The organism is Moorena sp. SIO1G6 (assembly GCF_010672795.1).
Classification (GTDB): domain Bacteria; phylum Cyanobacteriota; class Cyanobacteriia; order Cyanobacteriales; family Coleofasciculaceae; genus Moorena; species Moorena producens.
On the sequence record NZ_JAAHFZ010000012.1, the window covers coordinates 105,042 to 127,301 of the forward strand.

23 protein-coding genes and 2 pseudogenes are annotated in these 22,260 nt (G+C 44.6%); 15 read left to right on the forward strand and 10 right to left on the reverse strand.

The window, feature by feature from the left end:
• The coding region (locus F6K63_RS13670) for a hypothetical protein (RefSeq protein ID WP_287312367.1) at positions 1–392 on the forward strand (392 nt) is incomplete at its 5' end.
• A gap of 270 nt (positions 393–662) precedes the next feature.
• Here the strand turns inward: F6K63_RS13670 and F6K63_RS13675 are convergent.
• Positions 663–1,472, reverse strand: a pseudogene (locus F6K63_RS13675) (zinc-binding dehydrogenase); the annotation flags it as partial.
• A 387-nt stretch (positions 1,473–1,859) separates the two neighbouring features.
• Positions 1,860–2,168, reverse strand: a pseudogene (locus F6K63_RS13680) (alcohol dehydrogenase catalytic domain-containing protein); the annotation flags it as partial.
• Positions 2,169–2,223: 55 nt separating this feature from the next.
• Between F6K63_RS13680 and F6K63_RS13685 the strand changes: the two are divergent.
• The 4 genes from F6K63_RS13685 (at position 2,224) to F6K63_RS13700 (ending at position 6,069) form a co-directional block, all read left to right on the forward strand.
• Positions 2,224–2,391: a hypothetical protein gene (locus F6K63_RS13685; RefSeq protein WP_287265718.1), complete on the forward strand. Its 168-nt coding sequence runs from the start codon at positions 2,224–2,226 to the stop codon at positions 2,389–2,391.
• 87 nt (positions 2,392–2,478) lie between these two features.
• Positions 2,479–3,267 carry a type I methionyl aminopeptidase gene (gene map / locus F6K63_RS13690; RefSeq protein ID WP_287312368.1) on the forward strand — a complete coding sequence of 263 codons (789 nt, stop codon included), beginning with the start codon at positions 2,479–2,481 and terminating at the stop codon, positions 3,265–3,267.
• Positions 3,268–3,470: 203 nt separating this feature from the next.
• Positions 3,471–5,666, forward strand: coding sequence for an S-layer homology domain-containing protein (locus F6K63_RS13695; protein WP_287312369.1), 2,196 nt, complete (start codon positions 3,471–3,473; stop codon positions 5,664–5,666).
• A 223-nt stretch (positions 5,667–5,889) separates the two neighbouring features.
• A complete protein-coding gene (locus F6K63_RS13700; RefSeq protein WP_287312370.1) occupies positions 5,890–6,069 on the forward strand; it encodes a hypothetical protein in 180 nt (59 codons plus the stop codon).
• Positions 6,070–6,082: 13 nt separating this feature from the next.
• Here the strand turns inward: F6K63_RS13700 and F6K63_RS13705 are convergent, their stop codons facing one another.
• From F6K63_RS13705 to F6K63_RS13715, 3 genes are all read right to left on the reverse strand, one after another.
• Positions 6,083–6,286, reverse strand: a complete 204-nt coding sequence (locus F6K63_RS13705) for a hypothetical protein (RefSeq protein ID WP_287312371.1) — start codon at positions 6,284–6,286, stop codon at positions 6,083–6,085.
• A gap of 279 nt (positions 6,287–6,565) precedes the next feature.
• Positions 6,566–6,925 (reverse strand): hypothetical protein, encoded by a 360-nt coding sequence (locus F6K63_RS13710; protein ID WP_008181623.1) that lies wholly within the window; start codon positions 6,923–6,925, stop codon positions 6,566–6,568.
• Positions 6,926–7,010: 85 nt separating this feature from the next.
• Positions 7,011–7,205, reverse strand: a complete 195-nt coding sequence (locus tag F6K63_RS13715; protein WP_008181624.1) for a hypothetical protein — start codon at positions 7,203–7,205, stop codon at positions 7,011–7,013.
• Between the two features lie 124 nt (positions 7,206–7,329).
• Between F6K63_RS13715 and F6K63_RS13720 the strand changes: the two genes are divergently transcribed.
• Complete coding sequence (locus F6K63_RS13720; RefSeq protein ID WP_008181625.1) at positions 7,330–7,716, forward strand: hypothetical protein; 387 nt, start codon at positions 7,330–7,332, stop codon at positions 7,714–7,716.
• Between the two features lie 234 nt (positions 7,717–7,950).
• Positions 7,951–9,345 carry an LCP family protein gene (locus F6K63_RS13725; protein ID WP_052308417.1) on the forward strand — a complete coding sequence of 465 codons (1,395 nt, stop codon included), beginning with the start codon at positions 7,951–7,953 and terminating at the stop codon, positions 9,343–9,345.
• Between the two features lie 183 nt (positions 9,346–9,528).
• On the opposite strand, the gene F6K63_RS13730 is transcribed toward F6K63_RS13725, so the two are convergent.
• A complete protein-coding gene (locus tag F6K63_RS13730; RefSeq protein ID WP_008181627.1) occupies positions 9,529–10,215 on the reverse strand; it encodes an N-acetylmannosamine-6-phosphate 2-epimerase in 687 nt (228 codons plus the stop codon).
• A 1,258-nt stretch (positions 10,216–11,473) separates the two neighbouring features.
• Here F6K63_RS13730 and F6K63_RS13735 point away from each other — a divergent pair.
• Complete coding sequence (locus F6K63_RS13735; RefSeq protein WP_287312372.1) at positions 11,474–13,321, forward strand: peroxidase family protein; 1,848 nt, start codon at positions 11,474–11,476, stop codon at positions 13,319–13,321.
• On the opposite strand, the gene F6K63_RS13740 is transcribed toward F6K63_RS13735, so the two are convergent.
• Positions 13,284–15,623 carry a hybrid sensor histidine kinase/response regulator gene (locus tag F6K63_RS13740; protein ID WP_287312373.1) on the reverse strand — a complete coding sequence of 780 codons (2,340 nt, stop codon included), beginning with the start codon at positions 15,621–15,623 and terminating at the stop codon, positions 13,284–13,286. The two genes, F6K63_RS13735 and F6K63_RS13740, sit on opposite strands and share 38 nt — an antisense overlap.
• A gap of 477 nt (positions 15,624–16,100) precedes the next feature.
• On the opposite strand from F6K63_RS13740, the gene F6K63_RS13745 reads away from it, so the two are divergent.
• Positions 16,101–16,397, forward strand: a complete 297-nt coding sequence (locus F6K63_RS13745) for a hypothetical protein (protein ID WP_287265724.1) — start codon at positions 16,101–16,103, stop codon at positions 16,395–16,397.
• A gap of 83 nt (positions 16,398–16,480) precedes the next feature.
• Here F6K63_RS13745 and F6K63_RS13750 read toward each other — a convergent pair whose 3' ends face one another.
• Positions 16,481–16,723 carry a hypothetical protein gene (locus tag F6K63_RS13750; RefSeq protein ID WP_287265726.1) on the reverse strand — a complete coding sequence of 81 codons (243 nt, stop codon included), beginning with the start codon at positions 16,721–16,723 and terminating at the stop codon, positions 16,481–16,483.
• 287 nt (positions 16,724–17,010) lie between these two features.
• Between F6K63_RS13750 and F6K63_RS13755 the strand changes: the two genes are divergently transcribed.
• Positions 17,011–17,319, forward strand: a complete 309-nt coding sequence (locus tag F6K63_RS13755) for a hypothetical protein (protein WP_287312374.1) — start codon at positions 17,011–17,013, stop codon at positions 17,317–17,319.
• Positions 17,320–17,554: 235 nt separating this feature from the next.
• On the forward strand, positions 17,555–18,409 hold the full coding sequence (locus F6K63_RS13760) for a hypothetical protein (protein ID WP_008181641.1): 855 nt from the start codon (positions 17,555–17,557) through the stop codon (positions 18,407–18,409).
• A gap of 515 nt (positions 18,410–18,924) precedes the next feature.
• Here F6K63_RS13760 and F6K63_RS13765 read toward each other — a convergent pair.
• Positions 18,925–19,113 carry a hypothetical protein gene (locus tag F6K63_RS13765; RefSeq protein WP_287312375.1) on the reverse strand — a complete coding sequence of 63 codons (189 nt, stop codon included), beginning with the start codon at positions 19,111–19,113 and terminating at the stop codon, positions 18,925–18,927.
• A gap of 182 nt (positions 19,114–19,295) precedes the next feature.
• On the opposite strand from F6K63_RS13765, the gene F6K63_RS13770 reads away from it, so the two are divergent.
• From F6K63_RS13770 to F6K63_RS13785, 4 genes are all read left to right on the forward strand, one after another.
• Positions 19,296–19,433 (forward strand): hypothetical protein, encoded by a 138-nt coding sequence (locus F6K63_RS13770; protein WP_287312376.1) that lies wholly within the window; start codon positions 19,296–19,298, stop codon positions 19,431–19,433.
• A gap of 141 nt (positions 19,434–19,574) precedes the next feature.
• Positions 19,575–20,018 carry an Hsp20/alpha crystallin family protein gene (locus F6K63_RS13775; protein WP_008181645.1) on the forward strand — a complete coding sequence of 148 codons (444 nt, stop codon included), beginning with the start codon at positions 19,575–19,577 and terminating at the stop codon, positions 20,016–20,018.
• Between the two features lie 227 nt (positions 20,019–20,245).
• The gene (locus F6K63_RS13780) at positions 20,246–20,407 is read left to right on the forward strand and encodes a hypothetical protein (RefSeq protein WP_287312377.1); all 162 of its coding nucleotides are present in this window, start codon (positions 20,246–20,248) and stop codon (positions 20,405–20,407) included.
• Between the two features lie 104 nt (positions 20,408–20,511).
• The gene (locus F6K63_RS13785; protein ID WP_161603139.1) at positions 20,512–21,072 is read left to right on the forward strand and encodes a putative outer membrane beta-barrel protein; all 561 of its coding nucleotides are present in this window, start codon (positions 20,512–20,514) and stop codon (positions 21,070–21,072) included.
• A gap of 71 nt (positions 21,073–21,143) precedes the next feature.
• Here the strand turns inward: F6K63_RS13785 and F6K63_RS13790 are convergent, their stop codons facing one another.
• Positions 21,144–22,094: an aldo/keto reductase gene (locus tag F6K63_RS13790; RefSeq protein WP_287312378.1), complete on the reverse strand. Its 951-nt coding sequence runs from the start codon at positions 22,092–22,094 to the stop codon at positions 21,144–21,146.
• Between the last annotated feature and the right edge of the window lie 166 nt (positions 22,095–22,260).

Here is a 22,260-nt window from a genome sequence, read left to right on the forward strand (position 1 = left end):
TGGTTTTGATTAGTCACGAAATGATGACTTTGCCCACCCTACTTAACTTAACAGTAGCTTGTAGGGTGGGCAAAAAGAGTTTGGTGGTTTTGATTAGTCACGAAATGATGACTTTGCCCACCCTACTCTACTTAACAGTAGCTTGTAGGGTGGGCAAAAAGAGTTTGGTGGTTTTGATTAGTCACGAAATGATGACTTTGCCCACCCTACTTAACTTAACAGTAGCTTGTAGGGTGGGCAAAAAGAGTTTGGTGGTTTTGATTAGTCACGAAATGATGACTTTGCCCACCCTACTCTACTTAACAGTAGCTTGTAGGGTGGGCAAAAAGAGTTTGGTGGTTTTGATTAGTCACGAAATGATGACTTTGCCCACCCTACTCTACTTAACTTAACAGTAGCTTGTAGGGTGGGCAAAAAGAGTTTGGTGGTTTTGATTAGTCACGAAATGATGACTTTGCCCACCCTACTCTACTTAACTACGCGAACGCGCAGCGTCGGGCTCTGCCAGTAAGCGTGGCCTACGGCTAACCAAATAACCTTGGCCAATAGGCCACGGGTTCCCTGAAAGCGGGACGAAGTCCATCGCGTTCAACCTTCAACCAACAAACCTTCAACCTTCAACCAACAAACCTTAAACCTTAAACCTATGAATTAACCTTCAACTATCCAAACGTCACCACACTACGAATCGACTCACCCTTATGCATCAAATCGAAGGCATCATTAATTTGTTCCAAGGGCATGACATGGGTAATCATATCATCAATATTAATCTTACCTTCCATATACCAATCTACGATTTTAGGAACATCCGTGCGTCCTCTAGCTCCCCCAAAAGCTGTACCTCGCCAGACCCGTCCAGTTACCAGCTGAAAAGGTCGAGTATTGATTTCTTCTCCAGCACCTGCGACACCAATAATAATAGATTCACCCCAACCTTTGTGGCAGCATTCTAGAGCTTGGCGCATCACCTTCACATTACCAATACACTCGAAACTATAATCAGCGCCCCCTTTAGTTAAATCAATAATGTAAGGGACTAAATCTCCTTCTATTTCATTAGGATTGACAAAATCCGTCATCCCGAATTTTTCAGCAAGTTGTTGTTTTTTAGGATTAATATCAACACCTACAATTTGGCTAGCACCCACCATCCGTGCGCCTTGGATCACATTCAAACCAATTCCCCCAAGTCCAAATACCACAACTCTCGAACCTGGTTGAACTTTAGCGGAATTGATCACAGCACCAATACCGGTTGTAACTCCGCAACCGATATAACAAACTTTATCAAAGGGAGCATCTTTGCGGATTTTTGCGACTGCGATTTCTGGCAGTACGGTATAGTTAGCAAAGGTGGATGTCCCCATGTAATGATGGAGCATTTTGCTATCCACAGAGAAGCGACTGGTACCATCGGGCATCAAACCACGTCCTTGGGTATTCCGAATTGCCTGACAGAGATTAGTTTTACCAAAAAATTTGGGTAATCGCGCCCCGTCCTTATAGGACGGCTTTTTTTGAAATTAAGACTTGACGGTTTGATCGCATCGTGTTAAGATAAAAACAATTAGTGTTATAGATAAACATGATAGTAAAATAAGTAGATGATGTAAAAAATAAGCTAAGATATCAGCTTATTGCATAATCAAATCTAACGATTTGGATATCTACGAAAACATAATATCAAGAAAAAGTTTATCTAACTTGTTAACTAGATTAGGTACGGTGGGGCACACCGAAACCTGGGTCATAGACCAAGTACGCTTGTGGAGATGAGACCTCTATTTTTTCTGGCTCCGGCCTGGTTAAACAAGTCACCTCGTAGAAGCAAGAATCCCCGTCCTTCCAGGGCGGGGAGTGTCAACACTTAAGCAGTATTCACACTGACGGCACTCAGGGATATAGAGGGGAATTACATGGTCTCCTACCTCGACGCTAGTCACCCCTTCACCCACCTCAACCACTACACCTGCTCCCTCATGTCCTAGAATGGCTGGGAATAGTCCTTCTGGATCTGCGCCAGAGAGGGTATAGGCATCGGTATGGCATACTCCGGTTGCTTTAATTTCCACCATCACCTCACCCGCCTTAGGTTCGGCTACCTGAACCGTTTCAATGGATAAAGGCTTGCCTGCTTCAAAAGCTACTGCGGCTTTGACCTCCAAAATCGACTCCTACTTGGTTCTATCAACTGACCTATTCTATTGAAATATTCTGGCTTTGGATAGCAAGCAAAAGAGGAGGTACACAGGATTTTTACCTGTTCCCGAATCCCGAATCCCGATTCCCGATTCCCGAATCCCGATTCCCGATTCCCGATTCCCGATTCCCGATTCCCTAAAATCCAGAATGTACCTTACCTATTGCTCTCAAGCCAACCCGCGTTAATTAGGGATCATATTATTGTACAATTAAAAAAACAACAAATAGTATAATTTTTCCCAGGTTTTGGGGTAATTGACGGAATAAAAACTCATGGCAGCTGAAAGAATTGTGCTCTTATCCAGTAGAGAAATAGCTAAAATGCGTCTTGCTGGACGCTTAGCCACTGCACTGTTAGACCATTTAGAACCCATGGTTAAGCCAGGGGTAAGCACCAATGAGATTAATGATGAAGCTGAGCGCTGGACAAAAGAGCATGGGGCAATCAGTGCTCCCTTAGGCTACCAGGGCTTTCCTAAATCTATCTGTACCAGTATCAATGAAGTTGTCTGTCACGGTATCCCTAACGGTAAGCAAATCCTTAAAGATGGGGACATCATTAATATAGACGTAACACCAAAGGTGGATGGATATCACGGGGATACCTCTAGAACCTTTTTTGTTGGTACCCCCTCACCCCTAGCAAAAAAGCTGGTGGAAGTTACTGAAGAATGTATGATGCGGGGCATTGCTGAGGTCAAGCCAGGAGCAAGGGTTGGCGATATTGGTGCTGCTATCCAAGAGTATGCCGAGTCCAACGGCTTTTCCGTAGTGCGAGACTTTGTTGGACATGGGATTAGCAAGATTTTCCATACAGCTCCCCAAATTCCTCACTATGGCACCCGAGGGAAAGGAAAACGCCTCCGGGCTGGGATGGTTTTCACTATCGAGCCCATGATTAACGAAGGTACCCACGAAGTGGAGATATTAGCTGATAAGTGGACAGCTGTAACACGCGATCGCAAACTTTCTGCCCAATTTGAACACACTATAGTTGTCACCCCTGACGGTGTAGAGATTCTGACATTGCCAGAACAAGAAATCCAGAGTAAATCTGCTTAAGTCTCAATGGACATTTAGTGAAAATCGAGCTTAAACTGTGAGATATAAGCAATAAAAGCAGGCACACTATCTGGGTAACAATTCTTAAGAGTATTTCTAAAGAAAGTTAGCCTCCTGCTCAGGAAATTAGCAAGTGGTGAACCCTCTCATGGGTGACACCGCAGTTTTGCTGTGTTCTTAAGCGTTTTGGGTAATCCTAAATTATGGCAACTCTATACGTCAATCCAGCTACTGGAAGTGATAGCGCTGATGGTAGCGAATCTACGCCCTTTAAAACTATTACTAAAGCCTTCGATTCAGCTGGATCAGGTGACCAGATTCAACTAAAACCTGGTACTTATAATACAGCCAGTGGTGAAACCTTTCCGCTGAAAGCTCCCTCCGGTGTAAAAATTATAGGGGATGAAGCCAACAAAGGCAAGGACATCTTAATTGAAGGCAACGGATTGTTCAACACCCGTTTCGGTGGTGGTCAAAACGTGACCCTTATCCTAGCTAAGGATACCGACCTCAGGGGAGTAACTATGACCAATCGTGAGCGCCGAGGCACTGGGGCCTGGATTGAGTCTGGTAGCCCTATCGTTGCTAATTGTACCTTCAAAGAGTGCAATCGTGAAGGGGTTAATGTCACTGGTGAAGCCACACCAGAAATTAAAGATAATAATTTCATTGGTAGCGGTATAGAGGGCCAAGGGATATCGATTACCAGGGATGCCAAAGGGAACATCCAAGGGAATACCTGTAAAAAAATGGGTAATGGCATTGCTGTTGATAGTAATGCAGCGCCAAGGCTGGTCGAGAACCAAACCTCTGAAAACATATTTGGGATAGTGGTTTCTGGGGACGCTCGACCGATACTGCGTAAGAATCGGATTGAAAACAACGAAAGATTTGGTCTGTCAGTTTCTGGCAAGGGTTTGCCAGATTTGGGAACCGCAGGAGACCCAGGGGAAAACGTACTGCGTAACAACGGTGAGTTTGATTTAAAAAATTACACCACGGTTAAGCTGATTTCAGTGGGCAATTTTTTAGTTGCCTCAAAAGCCAGTGGTCCGGTTCAAATTGATGACGCGATCGTTGTTGTGCCTCCAACTCCAACACCTACTCCAACTCCAACACCTACTCCAACTCCAACACCTACTCCAACTCCAACACCTACTCCAACTCCAACACCTACTCCAACTCCAACACCTACTCCAACACCTACTCCAACACCTACTCCAACTAAAAAGTTAACTGATATTGCTGGTCATTGGGCAGAGGATTTCATCGAGGGATTGTACGCTAAAGGATACGTTAGTGGCTTCAAGGATAACAGCTTTAAGCCAAACCAAACCATGACCCGTGCTGAATATGCGGCCTTGTTGGTTAATGCTTTCAATCCTTCAGCTGAAAGGGAGGCCAAAAATTTCAGTGATGTTCCTTCCACTTATTGGGCTTACGAAAAGATTAAACAAGCCTATCGTGGTGGATTCCTCTCTGGCTACCCTGGGGGGACATTCAAACCCACAGACAAGGTTCAGCGTGCCCAAATAATTGTTTCACTGGTGAATGGGTTAGACTTAACGGCTGCCAGTCCCAATGCCTTACAAGCCTACGATGACAGTGGTTCCATTCCTAGCTACGCCATTGAGGCTGTCAAAACCGCAACCAAAAAGGAAATTATCGTAAATCACAGCAATCTCAGGCAACTCAACCCCACTCGCAATGCTACCCGTGCTGAAGTATCTGCCATGGTTTATCAAGCCTTGGTGGATGCTAATAAAGTCAGCGCTATTACTAATCAATATATTGTTAAATTTCCAGACGACGGGATACCCACATTCGCAGACATTCAAGACCACTGGGCGAAAGAGTTTATTCAGGAATTGTTGTCAGAAGGTATGATTTCAGGTGTTGACAACAGTAACTTTAAACCTGATGATAAGATCAACCGTGCTCAATATGCGGCCTTGATTAGCAAAGCGTTCAACCCTTCACCGAAAAGGGAAGCCAAGCAATTCAAAGATGTCAGTGATAAGTCTTGGGCTAAGGATGCGATTCAAAAAGCCTATCGCGGTGGATTCCTTTCTGGTTACAGTAATGGCAACTTCGGACAGGCCGATAATGTTAAGCGAGCGGATGTGATTGTTTCCTTAGTAAATGGCTTGGGTTTAAACGAATCAGACCCCAATGCTTTGGATTTGTATGATGACAAAGACAAGATTCCCAGCTATGCCAAAGATCAAGTCATAACGGCTACTAAAAAACTGATTGTGGTGAATTCCCCTGACCAGAGGAAGCTCAATCCTGTGCGTGAGGCTACTCGTGCTGAGGTAGCTGCGATGGTTTATCAGGCTTTGCTGGATCAGGGCACACTAACCGCTGCGGTGAATAGTGAGTACATTGTCGTTGGTTGATTTATGGTTTGGACTTGAGCTTATATCAACTAAATCTTTCTGAAAACATCGGTAGCCTGCTGAGTGCAGGCTTTTTTTTGTATAGCGCCATAAATGTAAGCGATTGACCTAAAGTCACGCTACGCGATGGTCCAATGGAGCCGCTAAGCGAACGCATTTGGATTTAGCTATCAGCTATCAGCTAAAGGCTGACAGCTGATAGCTTACCAGAGAACAGGGAACAATGATTGATTGTCAAAGAACCGATCACAGGTACAAATCATGCAGAACAATCCTAGAGCGATGCTCTTTGAGAGCCGCTACGCGATCGCTTACAGTCAATTTTATTCCCCCTACTCTCTACTCCCTACTCCCTGCTCCCTGCTCCCTAAAACCCAGGAAGAAAGTACCTCACAGCATTTGAGAACTCCTATAGTTCACATCACTACCAATTCAGCAATTCGCTTGAGGATCCTAAGCACATTATACCAGTCATTGCCACGATAGAGGGTAAACTCATCGGAAAGAGCATACATCGGTCTACCGGATTTGGTTAGTTTCAAAAACCGGAAATTAGTGCCATTAGTCACCAATCCAAAACTAGGGCGCAACTGATTAGGATTAGCCATCATGTAGGTCAATGCCTGAGGAATTGCTGACTTGAGAGAGAAACCAGCTTGTTTCGATTCAATCGCTAATACCCAACTAAACAGGTAAGGGGTCTCCCGTTATACCCGCGCTTCATGGGCGGGAGGGGAATTACCTGACGGGGTCTCTTGGTTTTGGTATGATAGATTGATGGCGGTTGGACTGCCGCTCAATGGCTGTGGTAAATCGATACAGGATATCGAGGAACAGTAAGTCTCATTCGTGAGTAAGAGCGCGCCTACATCATAATCTTTGATTTGATGTAGGAGTAGTCACAACTGCTCTTGTAGCACCAACACATCAATACGTCCCCGCAGGATTTCGTGCTCCTCAACAGCGGCAATTTCTATTGCGGCCTCTGTCTTGAGGTGAAAGGGAGAACCATAAAAACCCGCTAGTCCTAACAAGGGAGACAGCACTACCATTTTGACAATGTCTTCCACCATCGGGTACTGTTCCAGGTATAGCATGTGAGCCTTAACTTGCTCTAAGGACTGCCTTTCAGTGTCGGTAAGTTCTGGTAACTCGTCCTGCCACTCTCGGAAAAATTCGTCATCCTCTGCTGGGGTCAGGTCAAATTTGACCTTCACGTCATGCAAGCTAAGTTCTGTGACTGGAATCGTCTTCACCATCAGGATTGAGCCAAGGTCTGTCTTAACCTCTCGGGAAACCTATGATCGTGCGCCGCGAAACTTAGGTGAGCTTACCACTAGCCTATCAATCAAACTGCCGATAGCTCCAGGCTCGACCTACTAATGCGATCGCTAAAATCACCGTTGGAGCCAGGATCCCGATCATCCCATTAACGGATGTAGCGGCAATGGGTACACTGGGGGCAACGTATTTAATAATAACAGAAATTATCGTGGAGAGGATGACGAGTTTGAGAATGAAGCTTAGTTGATTATCCATGTTGCCATTGCCCTATTGCTATTACTATATTATTGCCATTGGTGAATAACCACTAGGTAATGTCATGATAAGAGGTAAAACCACCAAGTCATGGGGTTTGAGGGATTCTTAAGGCAAGCTGCGGATGGAACATAATGTGAAAAAGACTAATTCTACCGACAATCACGATAATCAGCGCTTACAGCTATTTATTTACCTTGTCCCCATCTTTGGCTTGTTTCCAGCACTGTGGACATTGTACCACTCTCAGGGAAACCGACAGGAAAAAACGGTGAGTCGCTTGTCCGTCACCTTGGCCTTTGGTTGGTTGCTAGGGTACAGTTTATTATCAGCAGGAGCACAATTGTCGGAATTTTGGACATTACGCTTGCTGTTTCTCAATGCTATGCTGACATCTGGCTATTTTCTGGTCAGTTTCGCTGTGATGGTGCGCTTATGGCAGCGCCAGTCACCACGCCTGCCTTGGATTAGCCGGATCTCTGAAGGAATCCTGGGCAAGTATTTGTCCTAGTCTAGGGGTTTACTTAAATAAATGATGTACTCTAATGATGGTTTTGACTGACGGATTGGGCAAGCTTGATCGAAAATTTACCTGATCAGGCAGCAACCTGTTAAAAAACCTGCTATAGAGTATTAATACTAAACCTTAAGATGGAAGCTCCAGGTCAAGCATGTGAAACCGGTCAGCAGTGAATAGTCTTCTTCTGTCAATACCATCCCTATTGCCTGTGTGTGAGGAAGCCCAGTGCCAGTTCAAAGAACTTATCGAAAACGCCGTGTAGTGAGAAGACCTACTCGCCCCGTTCGCAGAAAAAAGGTAAAAGTCAAGGGAGGGAATTTGCTCTGGCTTTGGCTAGGTTTTACCGCAGTGGCCATGTCATCTGCGGCAGCAGGTGCAATCCTAGCTGTATCCCTGGCAAGTACCCCTTTGCTGCAAAATGAACTGACTCCGGACGAGAAATCTGTATTTAACCAAGAAGAAACCATCTCCAGCAACAGCATGCACTTGCCGGAGTTGACTCGACCAGTTAATATCTTATTTCTTGGTATTAAAGTCCTAACCTCTGATCTCAAGCAACCCCCAGAAGTAGACCTGGGATACCACGCTCTGGTCAATTCCTTAGAGGGTTTGTCAGATACCATGCTCCTGCTACGGTTTGACCCAAATGGGGAAAAAGTCAAAGTGCTGTCCATGCCTCGTGATACTCAAACTCGTATTGAGAAACATGGTAAAATCAAGCTCAATGCTGCCAATTATTTTGGCGGACCTGCCCTCACAGCAAAGGCGGTCAGTGATCTTCTCGATGATGTGCCCATTGACCGTTATATCCGAGTAAACGTTCAGGGTGTGGAAAAACTGGTGGATGCCTTGGGAGGAGTTACGGTCTATATTCCCAAGGATATGAAGTACACTGACCACTCTCAACACCTTTATATCAACCTCAAAAAAGGCAGACAGCACCTGGATGGTAATAAAGCGATGCAGTTCCTGCGGTTTCGCTACGACAAGTATGGGGATATTGGTCGAGTTCAGCGGCAACAAATGCTGATGAGGGCATTGGTAGAACAGGCACTAAAACCTAGTACTATCGCACGAATCCCACAAATCCTCTCAGTTATTCAGTCCCACATTGACACCAACTTAAGTGTAGAAGAGCTAGTGGCATTAGCGGGTTTTGCCACCAAGACTAAACGAGCCAATGTCCAAATGCTAATGCTGCCTGGTCGATTTAGCAACGATGGCAAGAAACAAGCCAGTTACTGGTTGCCAAACCACCGCCGCATCCAGCAGATGGTGGGTCAGCACTTTGGTCAAGGCTATAGCTATTACTCCAATGCCAACTCCACATCCCTGCGGATTGCGATTCAATACACTACAGATTCTTCTGAAGTCGCTAAAGCTATGCTCCGGAAACTTAACCAAGCTGGCTACCAGAATGTTCGTATTGATCAGAAATTGTCTAGGGAACCATTGCGCACCACTCGCATTATTGCCCAACAGGGAGACGATGAAAGTGCTGCCACTATCCGTAACTATTTGGGATTTGGGGAAGTGCGGGTGGAAAGCACCGGTGCTTTTTCCTCAGATATTACCATTCAGTTGGGTCAAGACTGGCTACAGAAACTGGGTTCTCAATAATAAGATAGGTTTTCCAGCTTCTAGCAAGGGCAATTATAGCAGTTTTCCATTGGGTGAGGTACTTTGCTTATCCTTTTAAGGCAGAGGGCAGAAGGCAGAGGGCAGAAAGGTAAGAAGGTCTTAAAGGCAATTAGCGCCAATAAAGACTGTACCTCATCTACTTGAAAAACCCTGTAACCATGTTCAATTAACTAATGACTCGACAAAAGCCTTAACTTGCAAATCAATACCAGTAATCGCAGTGCCGACAACAACCGCATAGGCTCCCAATTCTAGCGCAGTTTGAGCCATCTTGGGGCTGGCAATACCCCCTTCGCAAATGGCTGGGATATCTAAATGCTTCACCAACTGGCTGAGTAGGCCAAAGCCGGGAGGACAAAGATGGCTGGTTTGAGCGGTGTAGCCATAGAGGGTGGTACCAACTAAATCAACACCAGCGGCTTGTGCTGCGATCGCACTCTCAAGGGTATCCACATCTGCCATCACCGGTTTACCCAGTGTATCGTGAATCTGCTTAATTAAATCTTGAACTGTTTCCCCTCCAGGACGTTCCCGTAAGGTGGCATCAATGGCAATAATATCAGCACCAGCGGATGCGATCGCTTTGGCATGGTGAAACTGGGGAGTAATATAAACCTCAGACTCCGGTAACTGTTGCTTCCACAAGCCAATAATTGGAGCAGTGGGACATTGACTACGGACAGCTGCCACATGGTCAGGTGTATCAATACGCACACCCGATGCCCCCTGATTCATCGAAGCCTGTGCCATGGCGGCAATCACTAGGGGGTGGTGCAGGGGTGAGTCAGGGGGTGCCTGACAAGACACAATTAGACTATGACGAATTGAATGGAGAGAATTAGCTGCCATGTTGTTGGTGGTTACAGTAAGTGATTATCGATATATAGAGGTTCCACAGCATTTATAAAATAGGTGAGGTACAGAAGTTTTGGATTTTAGGGAATAGGGAATAGGGAATAGGGAATAGGGAATAGGGAATAGGGAATATAAAAAAAATTATGTTTACCTCATAAATATAATAACCATTATCTATTAATTGGTTTAAGCACTGTGGTTATTGTCTTATATGATGTCGATGATAATTACCCTTAATAAAAATCTCTCCATCTCCCTATCTCCCTATCTCCCCATCTCCCCATCTCCCCATCTCCCCATCTCCCCATCTCCCCATCTCCCCGCGCCACCGCCCCTTCCGGTGTTCCGGTTTGTGGTTGTGTGTGTTTTGTTTTGACTTTATCGCTTTTTTTGATCAGGTCACTTGAAGGGGATTTTTATCAGCTCATTGAGTCTAATTTGAGGCTGATTTTTAGTATTTATACCAGTTATAGCTGATTAATCAAGCTTTGTTCCCCAAGCATATCCACCAGTTTTTATTTAATAAACTGGCGCAATTCCTCATCCCAAAGAGGTAGAATTGCTTTACTCATCAATGGCTACTTTAAATTTTCGGCTTTTGTCAACCCCTCTACCTAAATCCTTACACTATATTTATCTACAATCAAGATTTATTGGCTTGACAAGATATTGATTTATTGTGCGTCTCTATCCAGATAATCTTTAATTAAAGAATTAAAGATTCTGTAAAACTATATTTTTTTTGCGGTAGATATCCGAAATCCAGCTATCTTAAAATTAGCAAGCAGTAATTTTTAATCTTGACTATGGGGTAAATACGGAATAAATTATGTAGCCAAAAGAAATACGTAATCGTTATTATAGCCCGTGTTAAAAATTATTTACTGGCGATAAATGAGGGACTTACGTGAAGACTTACTTTAGAGGATATCTCCCAAGTTTTTTGATACTGAATTTTGCCCCCCTGACCCCCCAAGCGAGCAATCCCTCGCTTGGGGGGAACAAGAGTCAATTTGCTTCTAAAAGTCCCCCAGAATTGGGGGAGCAACGGGGGCTTGGATGTAGCAAATGAGACTTCTCAGACAACCTCTTAGACGAAAACCCGTGAATCTTGGGGATAACTAAAGTAAATTACCCGGTTTTAGCAAACCATGTAGCTACTTTCCAAACACCTTATTAGAAGAGATAGAGTATTTTACTGCATCTACCACATTAGCGGTTGGGATGCAATCTTAACCTAAGTACTAACCTGATGAAAAATCATTTATCTAACTTAAAAGTGGTTAGAAACCTCAAGCCTACTCAGCTTGGTCTAGCAGTAACCACTTTCGCTGCCCTAGGATTTACCATGTCTGTGCCTGCAGAAGCAGGAGAATTCCGCACCATTAATGGATTGAACAACAACCCCAATGACCCGACATTGGGTGAAGCCGAAACACCACTACTTCGGCTCCTGACTCCTGCTTACGAGGATGGCTTTAACGCACCAAGAATAACCGGTCCCACCGGCAATGTTCTGCCTAACCCTCGTGACATTAGCAATACCATTGTGCGCCAGACTGAATTCGTGCCTAATTTCCTCCGGGCCAGCGACTGGATCTGGCAGTGGGGGCAGTTGATTGATCACGACTTTGCTCTGAATGAGGGAGGGGAAAATAGCCCACCAGAGGATTTCATCCCCATCCCAATTAACCCGATTGACATTGCCACTCGTCGTCGAGATCCACTTGGAGAATCTGCTACTTCTATACCCTTTATTAGGGTTCCTGCAGCTGAAGGGACTGGCACTGGGCTTGGCAATCCGCGCCAGCAGATCAACGAGCTGACTTCTTTTATTGATGGTTCACAGGTCTACGGATCTGATCAAGTGCGGGCGGAATTTTTACGTACTAATGACGGTACTGGAAAGCTCAAGAGCCAGATTATCAATGGTGAAGAGCTACTACCTTTCAACACTGCCGGATTGCCTAATAGTAACACTAGGGGTGCTGGAGCATTACCACCAGAACAGTTGTTCATCGCTGGGGATATTCGTACCAACGAACAAATTGGCTTAACCGCAGCTCACACTTTGATGGTGCGAGAGCACAATCGTCTGGCTGAAGAACTTAGTGAAAAAATTGACGCTGGCGACCCGGTGATTTTGGAGAAGTTAGAAGAGTCAGGACTTGAGAAAGGCGACTTTATCTACGAATCAGCTCGTAAGGTTGTCGGGGCTCAGATTCAGGTGATCACATACAATGAATTCCTACCGCTGTTCATTGGCGATAGCCTTTTGGAGGATTACTCTGGCTACGATCCCACCGTTGACCCCAGTGTCAGTCAAGAATTTACCAATGCTAACTTCCGCGTTGGCCACACTCTTCTGTCGGAAAATCTTCAGCGTATTAATAATAACGGCGATTCCGTCGGAAGTATCTCCCTTGGTGATGCTTTCTTCAATCCCCAAGAAGTGATTGATAACGGTGTCGATTCACTGTTTTTGGGTTTAGCGTCCCAGGTCGCTGAAGAGGTTGACAATCAGATAGTGGACGGGGTGCGGAACCTCCTTGCCCCGAATGGTAGCGGTCAAGGCTTTGACCTCGCTTCACTCAATATTGCGCGAGGAAGGGAAGTTGGCCTTCCCACCTACAATCAGGCTCGTGTCGAACTCGGTCTGGATCCGGTCACTGGCTTCTTGACCACCGACACCGAACTTGGCATTACTTCTGACCCAGAAATAGCAACTCTATTTGAACAAATCTACCAGTCTGTAGACGATGTGGATTTCTGGATTGGAGGAATATCCGAGGACTCCTTCAACGGTGGATTGGTCGGTGAACTATTCAATAGCTTCATCTCAGACCAGTTCATCCGCGTACGGGATGGTGACCGCTTCTTTTACCTCAACGATCTCGAGCATCTGTTGGCTTTGGATCCAGATCTAGAAAGCACTACCCTCTCAGGCATTATTCGCCGGAACTCAAGCATTACCAACATCCAGGATAATGCTTTCGTTGTCCCAGAAGATGTGCCGGAACCTAGCAGCATCCTTGGCTTAGTTACACTTCTAGGTTTAGCAGCTATAGCGCAGCGCTATAACTTTCCACCAAAGCCATAACCCTGTACAATAATTCCATGGGTTCTATCGGTTTATATAAGTAATCATCCACTACCTCCATCATCTCTTGTTGCTCTACCTTTGGCACAGTCGGAATCGTTAAAGCCAGAATTTTTACCCCACCGGTTGTGGAGGATTGACGCAGCCATTGAGTCATTTCGTAACCCTCCCTAGTCGGTAACTGCCAATCGATAATGATAGTTTGGGGCTTAAGCAATGCAATTTGTTTGATGGCAGTGGAAGCATCAATCAACCAAATTACTTTATAGCCTGCTGCGGTCAAAATTTCGCAAATCAGGGTAGCAATCTCTTCTTGGTTTTCCACTAAGGCCACAGTGCCTTGAGCTTTGAGAGTTAGGTTGGACTTTGGCAGGGCTTTTTCTGAAGTAGCTGGTGTCATGGGTTGAGTGGGCAACCAAACTGTAAAGCAAGACCCCTCTCCCACTACCGATTCCACCTCAATGTTGCCCCTATGGAGTTCGATCAGCTGTTTGGTTAAGGCTAACCCCAAGCCAGTTCCTTCATACTTGCGACGGTAGGGGGTTTCTAGCTGCTGAAACTTTTGAAACAGTAATGGTAACTGGTCTTGGGGAATACCAATGCCTGTATCTTCCACTTGGAACACTACTAAGTGGTTTTCTGGCCAGACCCGTAGGATTACTTTACCCCCCTCTGGGGTAAATTTAATCCCATTGCTTAAAAGGTTAAACAAAATCTGTTTAACCCGCCGTTGGTCTGCACAAAAACAGTCCCTTTCTGGTGGCACTCGCCAATCTAGCTGTAGAGTCACCTGCTGTTGGTAGGCTTGTTCGTTTAGGCTACTCAACAGCTGATTAGCTAGCTTACTTAAGGAAAATTTGCTGATAGTCAGGACTAACTTTCCTGCCTCAACCTGAGACAAATCCAGAATATCGTTGATCAGTTCTAGTAGGTGTTGCCCATTGTCCTGGATGCTTTTTAAATAGCGCTGTTGCTTTTCCACAGGTAATCTCTGGGAACTGTCCTGACCAAAACACCAGCGCAAGAGTGTCGCTGCCATCCCAATTACGCAGGTCAGAGGGGTGCGCAATTCATGACTCATGGTAGCTAGAAACTCACTCTTAGCAAGATTGGCTGCTTGAGCAGCTTGCAAAGCATCCCGAAGTGCTTGGGTGCGCTCAATTACCCGTTGTTCAAGGGTGTTGTTTTGCTGCTGCACTTGGGAGTATAACTTCGCTTGATAGATCGCAACGGCTAGGTGTTCACCAATTGCCTGGAGAAAGTTTTTTTCACTGTCCTCCCATCGCCTTGGCTCGAAACACTGATGGGCAATTAGTAGCCCCCACAGGTTGTTTTCGACAATAATTGGTGCGACTAACTTGGCTCGTACTTGATGTCGATGCAACAGTTTAAGTAAGCAATTATGGGTATTATAGGTTCGATCAACATCATCAACAGCAACCGTTGACCCTCGCTGATATTTATGTGTACAGTTCGGTACATGGGTTAAGCATTCCTCCTGCTCAATCACATTTAGCACTGATGGGATACCATCAGAGGCTTTAGCTTCGTAGGTAATACAACCCCAGCCTAGTTCAGTGGCAGCAGCAGGTGCTGGCTCTAGTGCTGTGGGACTAGAGGTGTAAGGAAAGTCAAATTGATAGATTACTAATCGGTCTACCTCTAGGAAGTGTCGTACCCGTTCAACTGCTGTGGTCAGGATCAGGGGTAACTCTTGGCTTTGACGGATTTGACTGGTCACCTGATTGAGCAATCGCTCTTGCTCAACCTGCTGGTGCAGTGCTTCTGCTACGGGTTGACAAATGGACCCATAGGGATAAGCTGGCTCTACTAATGGTGGAACATCGGTGTTGTAGTTATGCGTGTTGTAGTCACACAGAATATCAATTAATGATAGGGTAAATTCGCTCTGGATAGCTGGATTATTGGGTTTGAGGGAGGCTAGAGCCCTCTTGATTAGGTTGAGAATATCCTCAGAGGTTTCACATTTTGATGGTGAGGTTAGGTAGGAGTCTTTGAGATGGGTAAGAAAGTTTGCGATCGCATCCGGATCGAAGGTCAATCCCACTTGGTACAGTCTCATCAGAGATTCATACCCAGTTAAGGTCTCCGGTTGGGCTTCCCCCCACAGTAGACAACTGAACTGTTCTGATCCGATCAGGATAAACCTTTGGCTCTGAGCCTCAGTAATCACCCTCTGATTTACCAACAGATCCGACTTTAGGAGTATTGCCTCTTCGCCCAAAGTTGACTTCATATCGTCTAATCGCTGATCCAGACGCTCGAACACAGCCCAGGGCAAAATTCTGAGGAATTTTGAATTACTAAATAATTTGGTAGGTGGAATTAACGATAACACCTGCTGCTTGGTCGGCTAACTTGCCTGAATGGTGTGGATAGTAGCTTCTTTGATAGTAGTTTATTTTTGTCCACCTGCTGATAAGTATTCTCCTATTTTACCACATTCTAGCTTGGCGTGCATTGTGCTACGTGTGCTACGTGTTGTACGTGTTTTAAGCGTGGTAAGTGTGGTAACCAGGCGCGGGGAGAGGGGATAAGTAGTTGGTTTGGTGGATTAATAACGCATCAAACTAAATTGCGATGCTCCTTGGCCTTTGGGCCACGCTACGCGAAGGTCGCCGCTACGCGAAGGCACTAGCTTTTTAGGAAGGTTTAACATCAGGAATAAGGAGTAAAAATGGCATAGCATAGATAAATCAATCAGATTAACAGTGATCAGACATGAAATCCAGAAGAAAGATTAACTCAAGTAGAGAACTTGTTAGAAACAGCAGCACGATACATTAATCGGCACTCTCAGACCATTGACCTAAGGTCACGCTACGCGAACGAGCAAAATCAAGCAGACATCACTCAATTACGAGTTTCTCTGAATGAGACCTTAAGATTGTTTTCCGAGTTGGCCACCTATCAACGTCAAAGTCAAGAGGAGATTATTCAAAATCAAGAGGAGATTCGTCAAAGTCAAGAAGAGATTATTCAAAATCAACAAGAAATACGACGGATTTGGGAATATTTATTAAATCAAAGCGGTAATGGACGCTCAGGGAATTAAATCTCTAGGGTTTTACCACTGCTTGGGTGCGTTATTAACCGATATTGAACTCAGGTGTAACCTTGATTTGGATTTTGGCTGGTTCATTCTGCATCAATCCCATCCCACAGCTGTGAAACAGGAAGTGTATTCCCTGTCATGGCTTCTTGCCATCCTTGACGAAAGCTTTCTTCTGCCGTATTCTGTGTAACACTCTCACGAAACAGACGAACTATCTGCAACAAATTGGGTAAGTATTCTTGGGGAGTTTGCTGTATTTCCTCAATAACTTGTTCCAGTATTTCTGTGGTAGTAGCGTTATCAGCTACAAAATTTTTGTCTGTCATTATCCTACCTTAAAGTTAGCAACACTTTGATTACTATAGCAGTTCTCAATTGGGTTAGGTACTTTCGTAATCGACAGTAGGGAGTAGGGAGTAGGGATAATAGTGTGGGGAGAGGCGGGAGAGAGGAGATAGAATAATTAGTTGTTAGGGTGGGTTAATAACACACCAAATTTAAACGCGATGTTCCGTTCGCGAACGCACTAAATTTTTAGTAAAAATTGACTTCAGTAATAATGATAAAAAAAAGAATATAATATATAAATATATCAAATCAAAAGTGATCAGACATGACACCAGAAGAAAGATTAACTCAAGTAGAGAACTTGTTAGAGACAGCAGCAAGATACATTAATCGCCATAGTCAGACTATCGAGCAAAATCAAGCAGAAATTACTCAATTAAGAGTTTCTCTCAATGAGACCTTAAAATTGTTTTCCGATTTAGCAACCTATCAACGTCAAAGTCAAGAAGAGATTATTCAAAATCAAGAGGAGATTCGTCAAAGTCAAGCAGATATTCGTCAAAATCAACAGGAAATACGACGGATTTGGGAATATTTATTAAATCAAAGTGGTAATGGACGCTCCGGGAATTAAACCTGTAGAGGTTTGGGAGTGTAGACAGAAAATTGATGGATAAAGGGCACCATCCCCCTGTCGTGATCATAAAACGTGAATTTTTATTGCATTCGAGAGCAATAATTTGATCACCTAGATAGAATTTAGACTGACAAAGTGAAAAATGTGCTGGCTACTCGACCTGGGTAGCTAGAAAAAGTCAATCAGGGAATCTCTATCTCATTTCTTTGTTGACGTTCGAGTAGAAACCTCGATGATAAACAATAGCTGTTCTGTGCTTGATTCCCTTTGCAATCTACAAGCAAATCCAAACCAAGGAAACCAAACTGGTGCTACTAGTCAAGGGATTGTAGTGATTTCTCCCCTAGATGACCTTGAAACTGGTGAAGATTTGGCTACTACTGGTGATTTGGACATCACCGATGGCCCGATTAACATCGATTTTGATGACATTGATTTTGATGACATTGACCAAGTGTTTGATGTCGAAATTCAGCCTCAAGATCCAAAAACGGCGACTATCACCAAGATTGAAATTAGTAGTAATCGATGCTCCTTGGCCTTTGGGCCACGCTACGCGAAGGTCGCCGCTACGCGAACAGTAGACTCAGATGACCCTCTAGTCAAGGTCAGTAGCAGGGCGACGGCTACTAACAGGATTAGTCGCAATCCCTTGGGCGACTCTGTTGGCGGTATAGTCATCGTCAGCAGTACCAGCATGGCTACCAGCACCATTAGTGACAATACCTCAGCGGATTTAAGCGATCGCGTAGCGTGGCCAAAGGCCAATCGCATTTTCAGTATCCATGGCACAGCCATGGTTTCCAGCACCATGAGTACCCCTAACACCAATAATCATCAGATTAGTGGTGCCGCCAGTTTCAGCATTGGTGACGACAACCAGATTAGTAATCCGGATGGTGTTACCGATGGACCTGACAGTCTGCTGGAGGATATCGTTGGTACTATTACCAATCCCATTGATTCCCTACTTGATTCCTTCCTGACTCCATCTGTGTTCACTCCATCCCTGTTGACTTCATCTCTAGGTTTTCCTAGTTCTGGGATTGATCTTGACCAGAGTCGTTCGCGCAGCGTCGGGCTTTGACCGAATCACTGATTTGATCAATTTGTGGGCATCACTCCTAATATTGGTGCCTCTGTAGCTCAACCCGAAAGAGGACTTGACCTCTTCAAGGACTAAAAATAATTTCGACCTTTGCCCTAGTAATCAGTCGTAAGTATTCAGCTATCAGCTATCAGCTGTCAGCTTATGGGCTACGCGCACGGTACGGAAATGGCTGACCGCTGACGGCTGACGGCTGAATGCTTACTATCAGTCAATATAGTGTTGAGGCTTAGGTGTTAGGTGTTAGGTGTTAAGTGTTAGGTATTAGGTGTTAGTTAGTAGTTAACGCCTAATACCTAGTGCTTAGAGTCTAATCGAGAAAAATACAGTTCAACCTAAGCTATCAGCTATCAGCGTGTCGCGTATCAGCGTGTCCCGTATCAGCTATCAGTTTTGAGCCTATGGCCACGCTACACCGAACAGTTTATGCCCATAGCGCATGCTACACCAAACAGCTTTTGAATAAAATAAGCTGACCGCTGAATGCTTAGAGGTCAAGTTTCTCTAAAATACTGGGTTAGGTTGTTGAGCGCCTCTGTAGCACTTTCAATCGCTGAAGATAATTCTTCAATGCGGTCAGAGTGAGCTTTACCTTCAATTTCTTTTTTCAGCAGTTCCTGTAATTTCAGAATCAATTCTTTTTGGTAGCTGACTGCATGGGTAAAATCTGTGGATTCCATCATCGGACTTAACTCAATTGCCTTACCTGATACCTGTTCGCGTAGCGTGCGCGTAGCGCATTAGCACCTCAATTAGCTTGCGCCTAGCGCATTAGCTGACCATTGAATTCGAGTTTACCGAACTCAATTGTGTTTAGTTTACCGTAATTTAGATCAAAGTTAACTATAGCAGTTCTAAATAGTTCATGAAACCCAAGGCTACATTGCTTTCTCCTAACCAAAAAAAATCCTCATATCTCTTTATTACTATTCCCTATTCCCTTTTGCCTGTTTCCGATTCCCGATTCCCGATTCCCGATTCCCGATTCCCGATTCCCGATTGAACACTTATTCATAACGGCAATCCCTATAAAATTAGTGATAAAAACCGAATTGTCATAGCTAATTTCAAGTCCTACCATAATAATCAAAGGCCAGAAAACAAGGCTAAATCAATTAAGCAATTACAACTTGGAGGAAAAGCTATGACTCTAGTTCGTTGGAACCCCTGGAAAGACATCAACACCCTACAACGGGAAATTGACCAGCTATTTGACCATAGTTTTGTGCCTACTACTTTGCGAGAGTTTGGTCATTTCAAAAATGTTCCAGCTGCTGAAATTACCCAAACTGAAGATGCTATTACTCTGAAATTAGAAGTTCCAGGAATGGAAGCCAAAGACTTGAATGTAGAAGTCACAGATACTGTTGTTTCTATCAGTGGAGAACGTAAAGAAGAAACCAATACTGACGAAAAAGGCGTCAAGCGGTCTGAATTCCGTTATGGTAAATTCCAGCGGGTAATTCCTTTACCAGTTCGGATTCAAAATACCAAAGTTGAGGCTGAGTACAAAGACGGTATCTTAAATCTGACCTTGCCTAAAGCGGAAGAGGAAAAAAACAAAGTTGTCAAGGTTAACTTGAACTAACTCCCTGGTTAGCTCAGTGGCTGGCTAACTAGACTTGGGACAATCAGTTAGCTACTTGAGTTTAGTAAGCATTCAGCTATCAGCTATCAGCGTATCGCGTATCAGCTAATAGACTACCTGAGGTGCTATCAGCCATTCGCGTAGCGTGGCCTTGGCCTTTGGCCACGCTACGCGAATGGCCAAGGCTTGTGACCAGGCTACGCGAATGGCTGACGGCTGAGGGCTGAATGCTTACGCAGTTTAGACTAAATCGTGACCTCAAAAAGCGATCGCTACCTCAACAAGCGATCGCTTTTTGTTTGCATATACCAGTTCTCAATGGGGTGGCGAAAAAATCATCCTATCATTCAGCAACGCCATCTCTGGAGTCAATCGGATATTTTTATTGAGACTTATCCGGATAACTCAACTCGGCTGAGAAATAGAAAAATAGTAGATGCACCTTGATAGCCATCCCCCTGCAATCAAAGCGGGGGGTTTTCTAATTATAACCATGAAACCGATGAAACCCATACTCAAATCTGCCGCAACTTCCCTAATCTTAATGATTGCTATGGTTCTATGTGCTAGCCCTGCCTCTGCTCAACCTGAAGGATTAAAGGGTAGCTACGTCGGAATTAGTAACGATGGCAGCACAATAAGTAATGATATCCTCAATCCCTTTGAGAATTTGCTGGGAATTGGCTCAAACTCAAGCGATGAAAGGATTGGTAGCATGTATCAAGGTCGTATTGATGTGCCCAATTTACCAATTTCAGTGCGTGGTGCAGCATTTCTCTCTGGCAAAGGTCGTGCTGTCGAGCCAACAATTACCTACGATCTACCGGTTGCCAGCAATACTAACATTTACGTTGGTGGAGGCTATACCTTTGTGAACAACGAGGAGATCACCACTCCTTTAGGTAATCAAAATTCAGCCGTATTGACTGCTGGTGTAGAAGCAGCAGTCAATGACTACACCATAATCTACGGCAGTGGCAGATTAAGCCTTAGTGATGAAAACAACGATACTTCTCCGGTTAAATTCCAATTTGGTGCAGGCTATCGTTTCTGAAATCAATAGCGCTGTTGCCTGTTCCGGACAACTGCGGCGAAGTCTATTGTAGGGGCGCTTTCCTTGAGCTTTCATTTTAACCAAGGGCGAGTCACTTGTTCCAACTGACTAACATCCTCCTGACTCAAAGCCCAACCCAAAGCCCCTGCATTGTCTTGCACCTGCTGTGCGGTCTTAGCACCGGGAATCGGGATTACTCCATCTTGAGCAATCAGCCAGTTAAGGGCAACTTGAGCTGGTTTTCGCTCATACTTTTCCCCTAACTGACTCAGTAGCTTTAGCACAGGGGCAATTTTTTCTAAACCACTTTTGCTAAAGCGGGGGTCTATAGCCCTAGCTCCAGTGGGTTTGATATAGCTCTCTACCGTATACTTGCCAGTGAGTAACCCTTGAGCTAAAGGACTGTAAGCCAAAATAGTCACACCTAACTGACGCGCTTTATCAAGAATACCGTTGCTCTCAATTTTCCGATGCAACAGAGAATATTGCACCTGATTCACCGCTAGGGGTATGCCACGGGCTGCCAAGTAACTGTGAGCTTCTGCCATTTGCTTAGCGGAATAGTTACTGACACCAACTGCACCAATTCGACCACGCTTCACTTCATCAGCTAGAGCATTCATCAAGGTCTGTTGGCTGATCAAGAAACTAAAAGGCATATGTACTTGGTACAGTTCCACTTGCTCGACTTGCAAACGTTTCAAACTGTCACTCAAGGCATCAGAAACTGACTGAGCGGTAAATCGCCAGGGTAAGGGAAAATACTTAGTGGCAATCTGGGCTTTCCGTCCCAGCTGCTTCATAAACCGTCCGATCAGGGATTCGGATTCTCCTAGTCCATATACCTCAGCGGTGTCAAAAAAGGTAATTCCAGCATCCAAGGTTGCCTCGAAGGCTTCTTTTACCTGAGTAGTGCCGTAGTCACTGCCATAGTTCCAAAACAGCTTGTCTCCCCATGACCACGTCCCAATTCCCAAGGCTGTAACCATCGGACCATCCTGACCTAACTTGATCGTCTGCATGATAAAAACTCCTTATATTAACATTTCTTAATATTATTTCAGTTTATCGTGGCTTAGTCAGCTATCAGCTTGGTTGAAAGTTGAAAGTTAAAAGTTGAAAGTTGAAAGTTGAAAGTTAAAAGTTAAAAGTTGACGGTTTATAACTTAAGTTTAAACATTAACGATA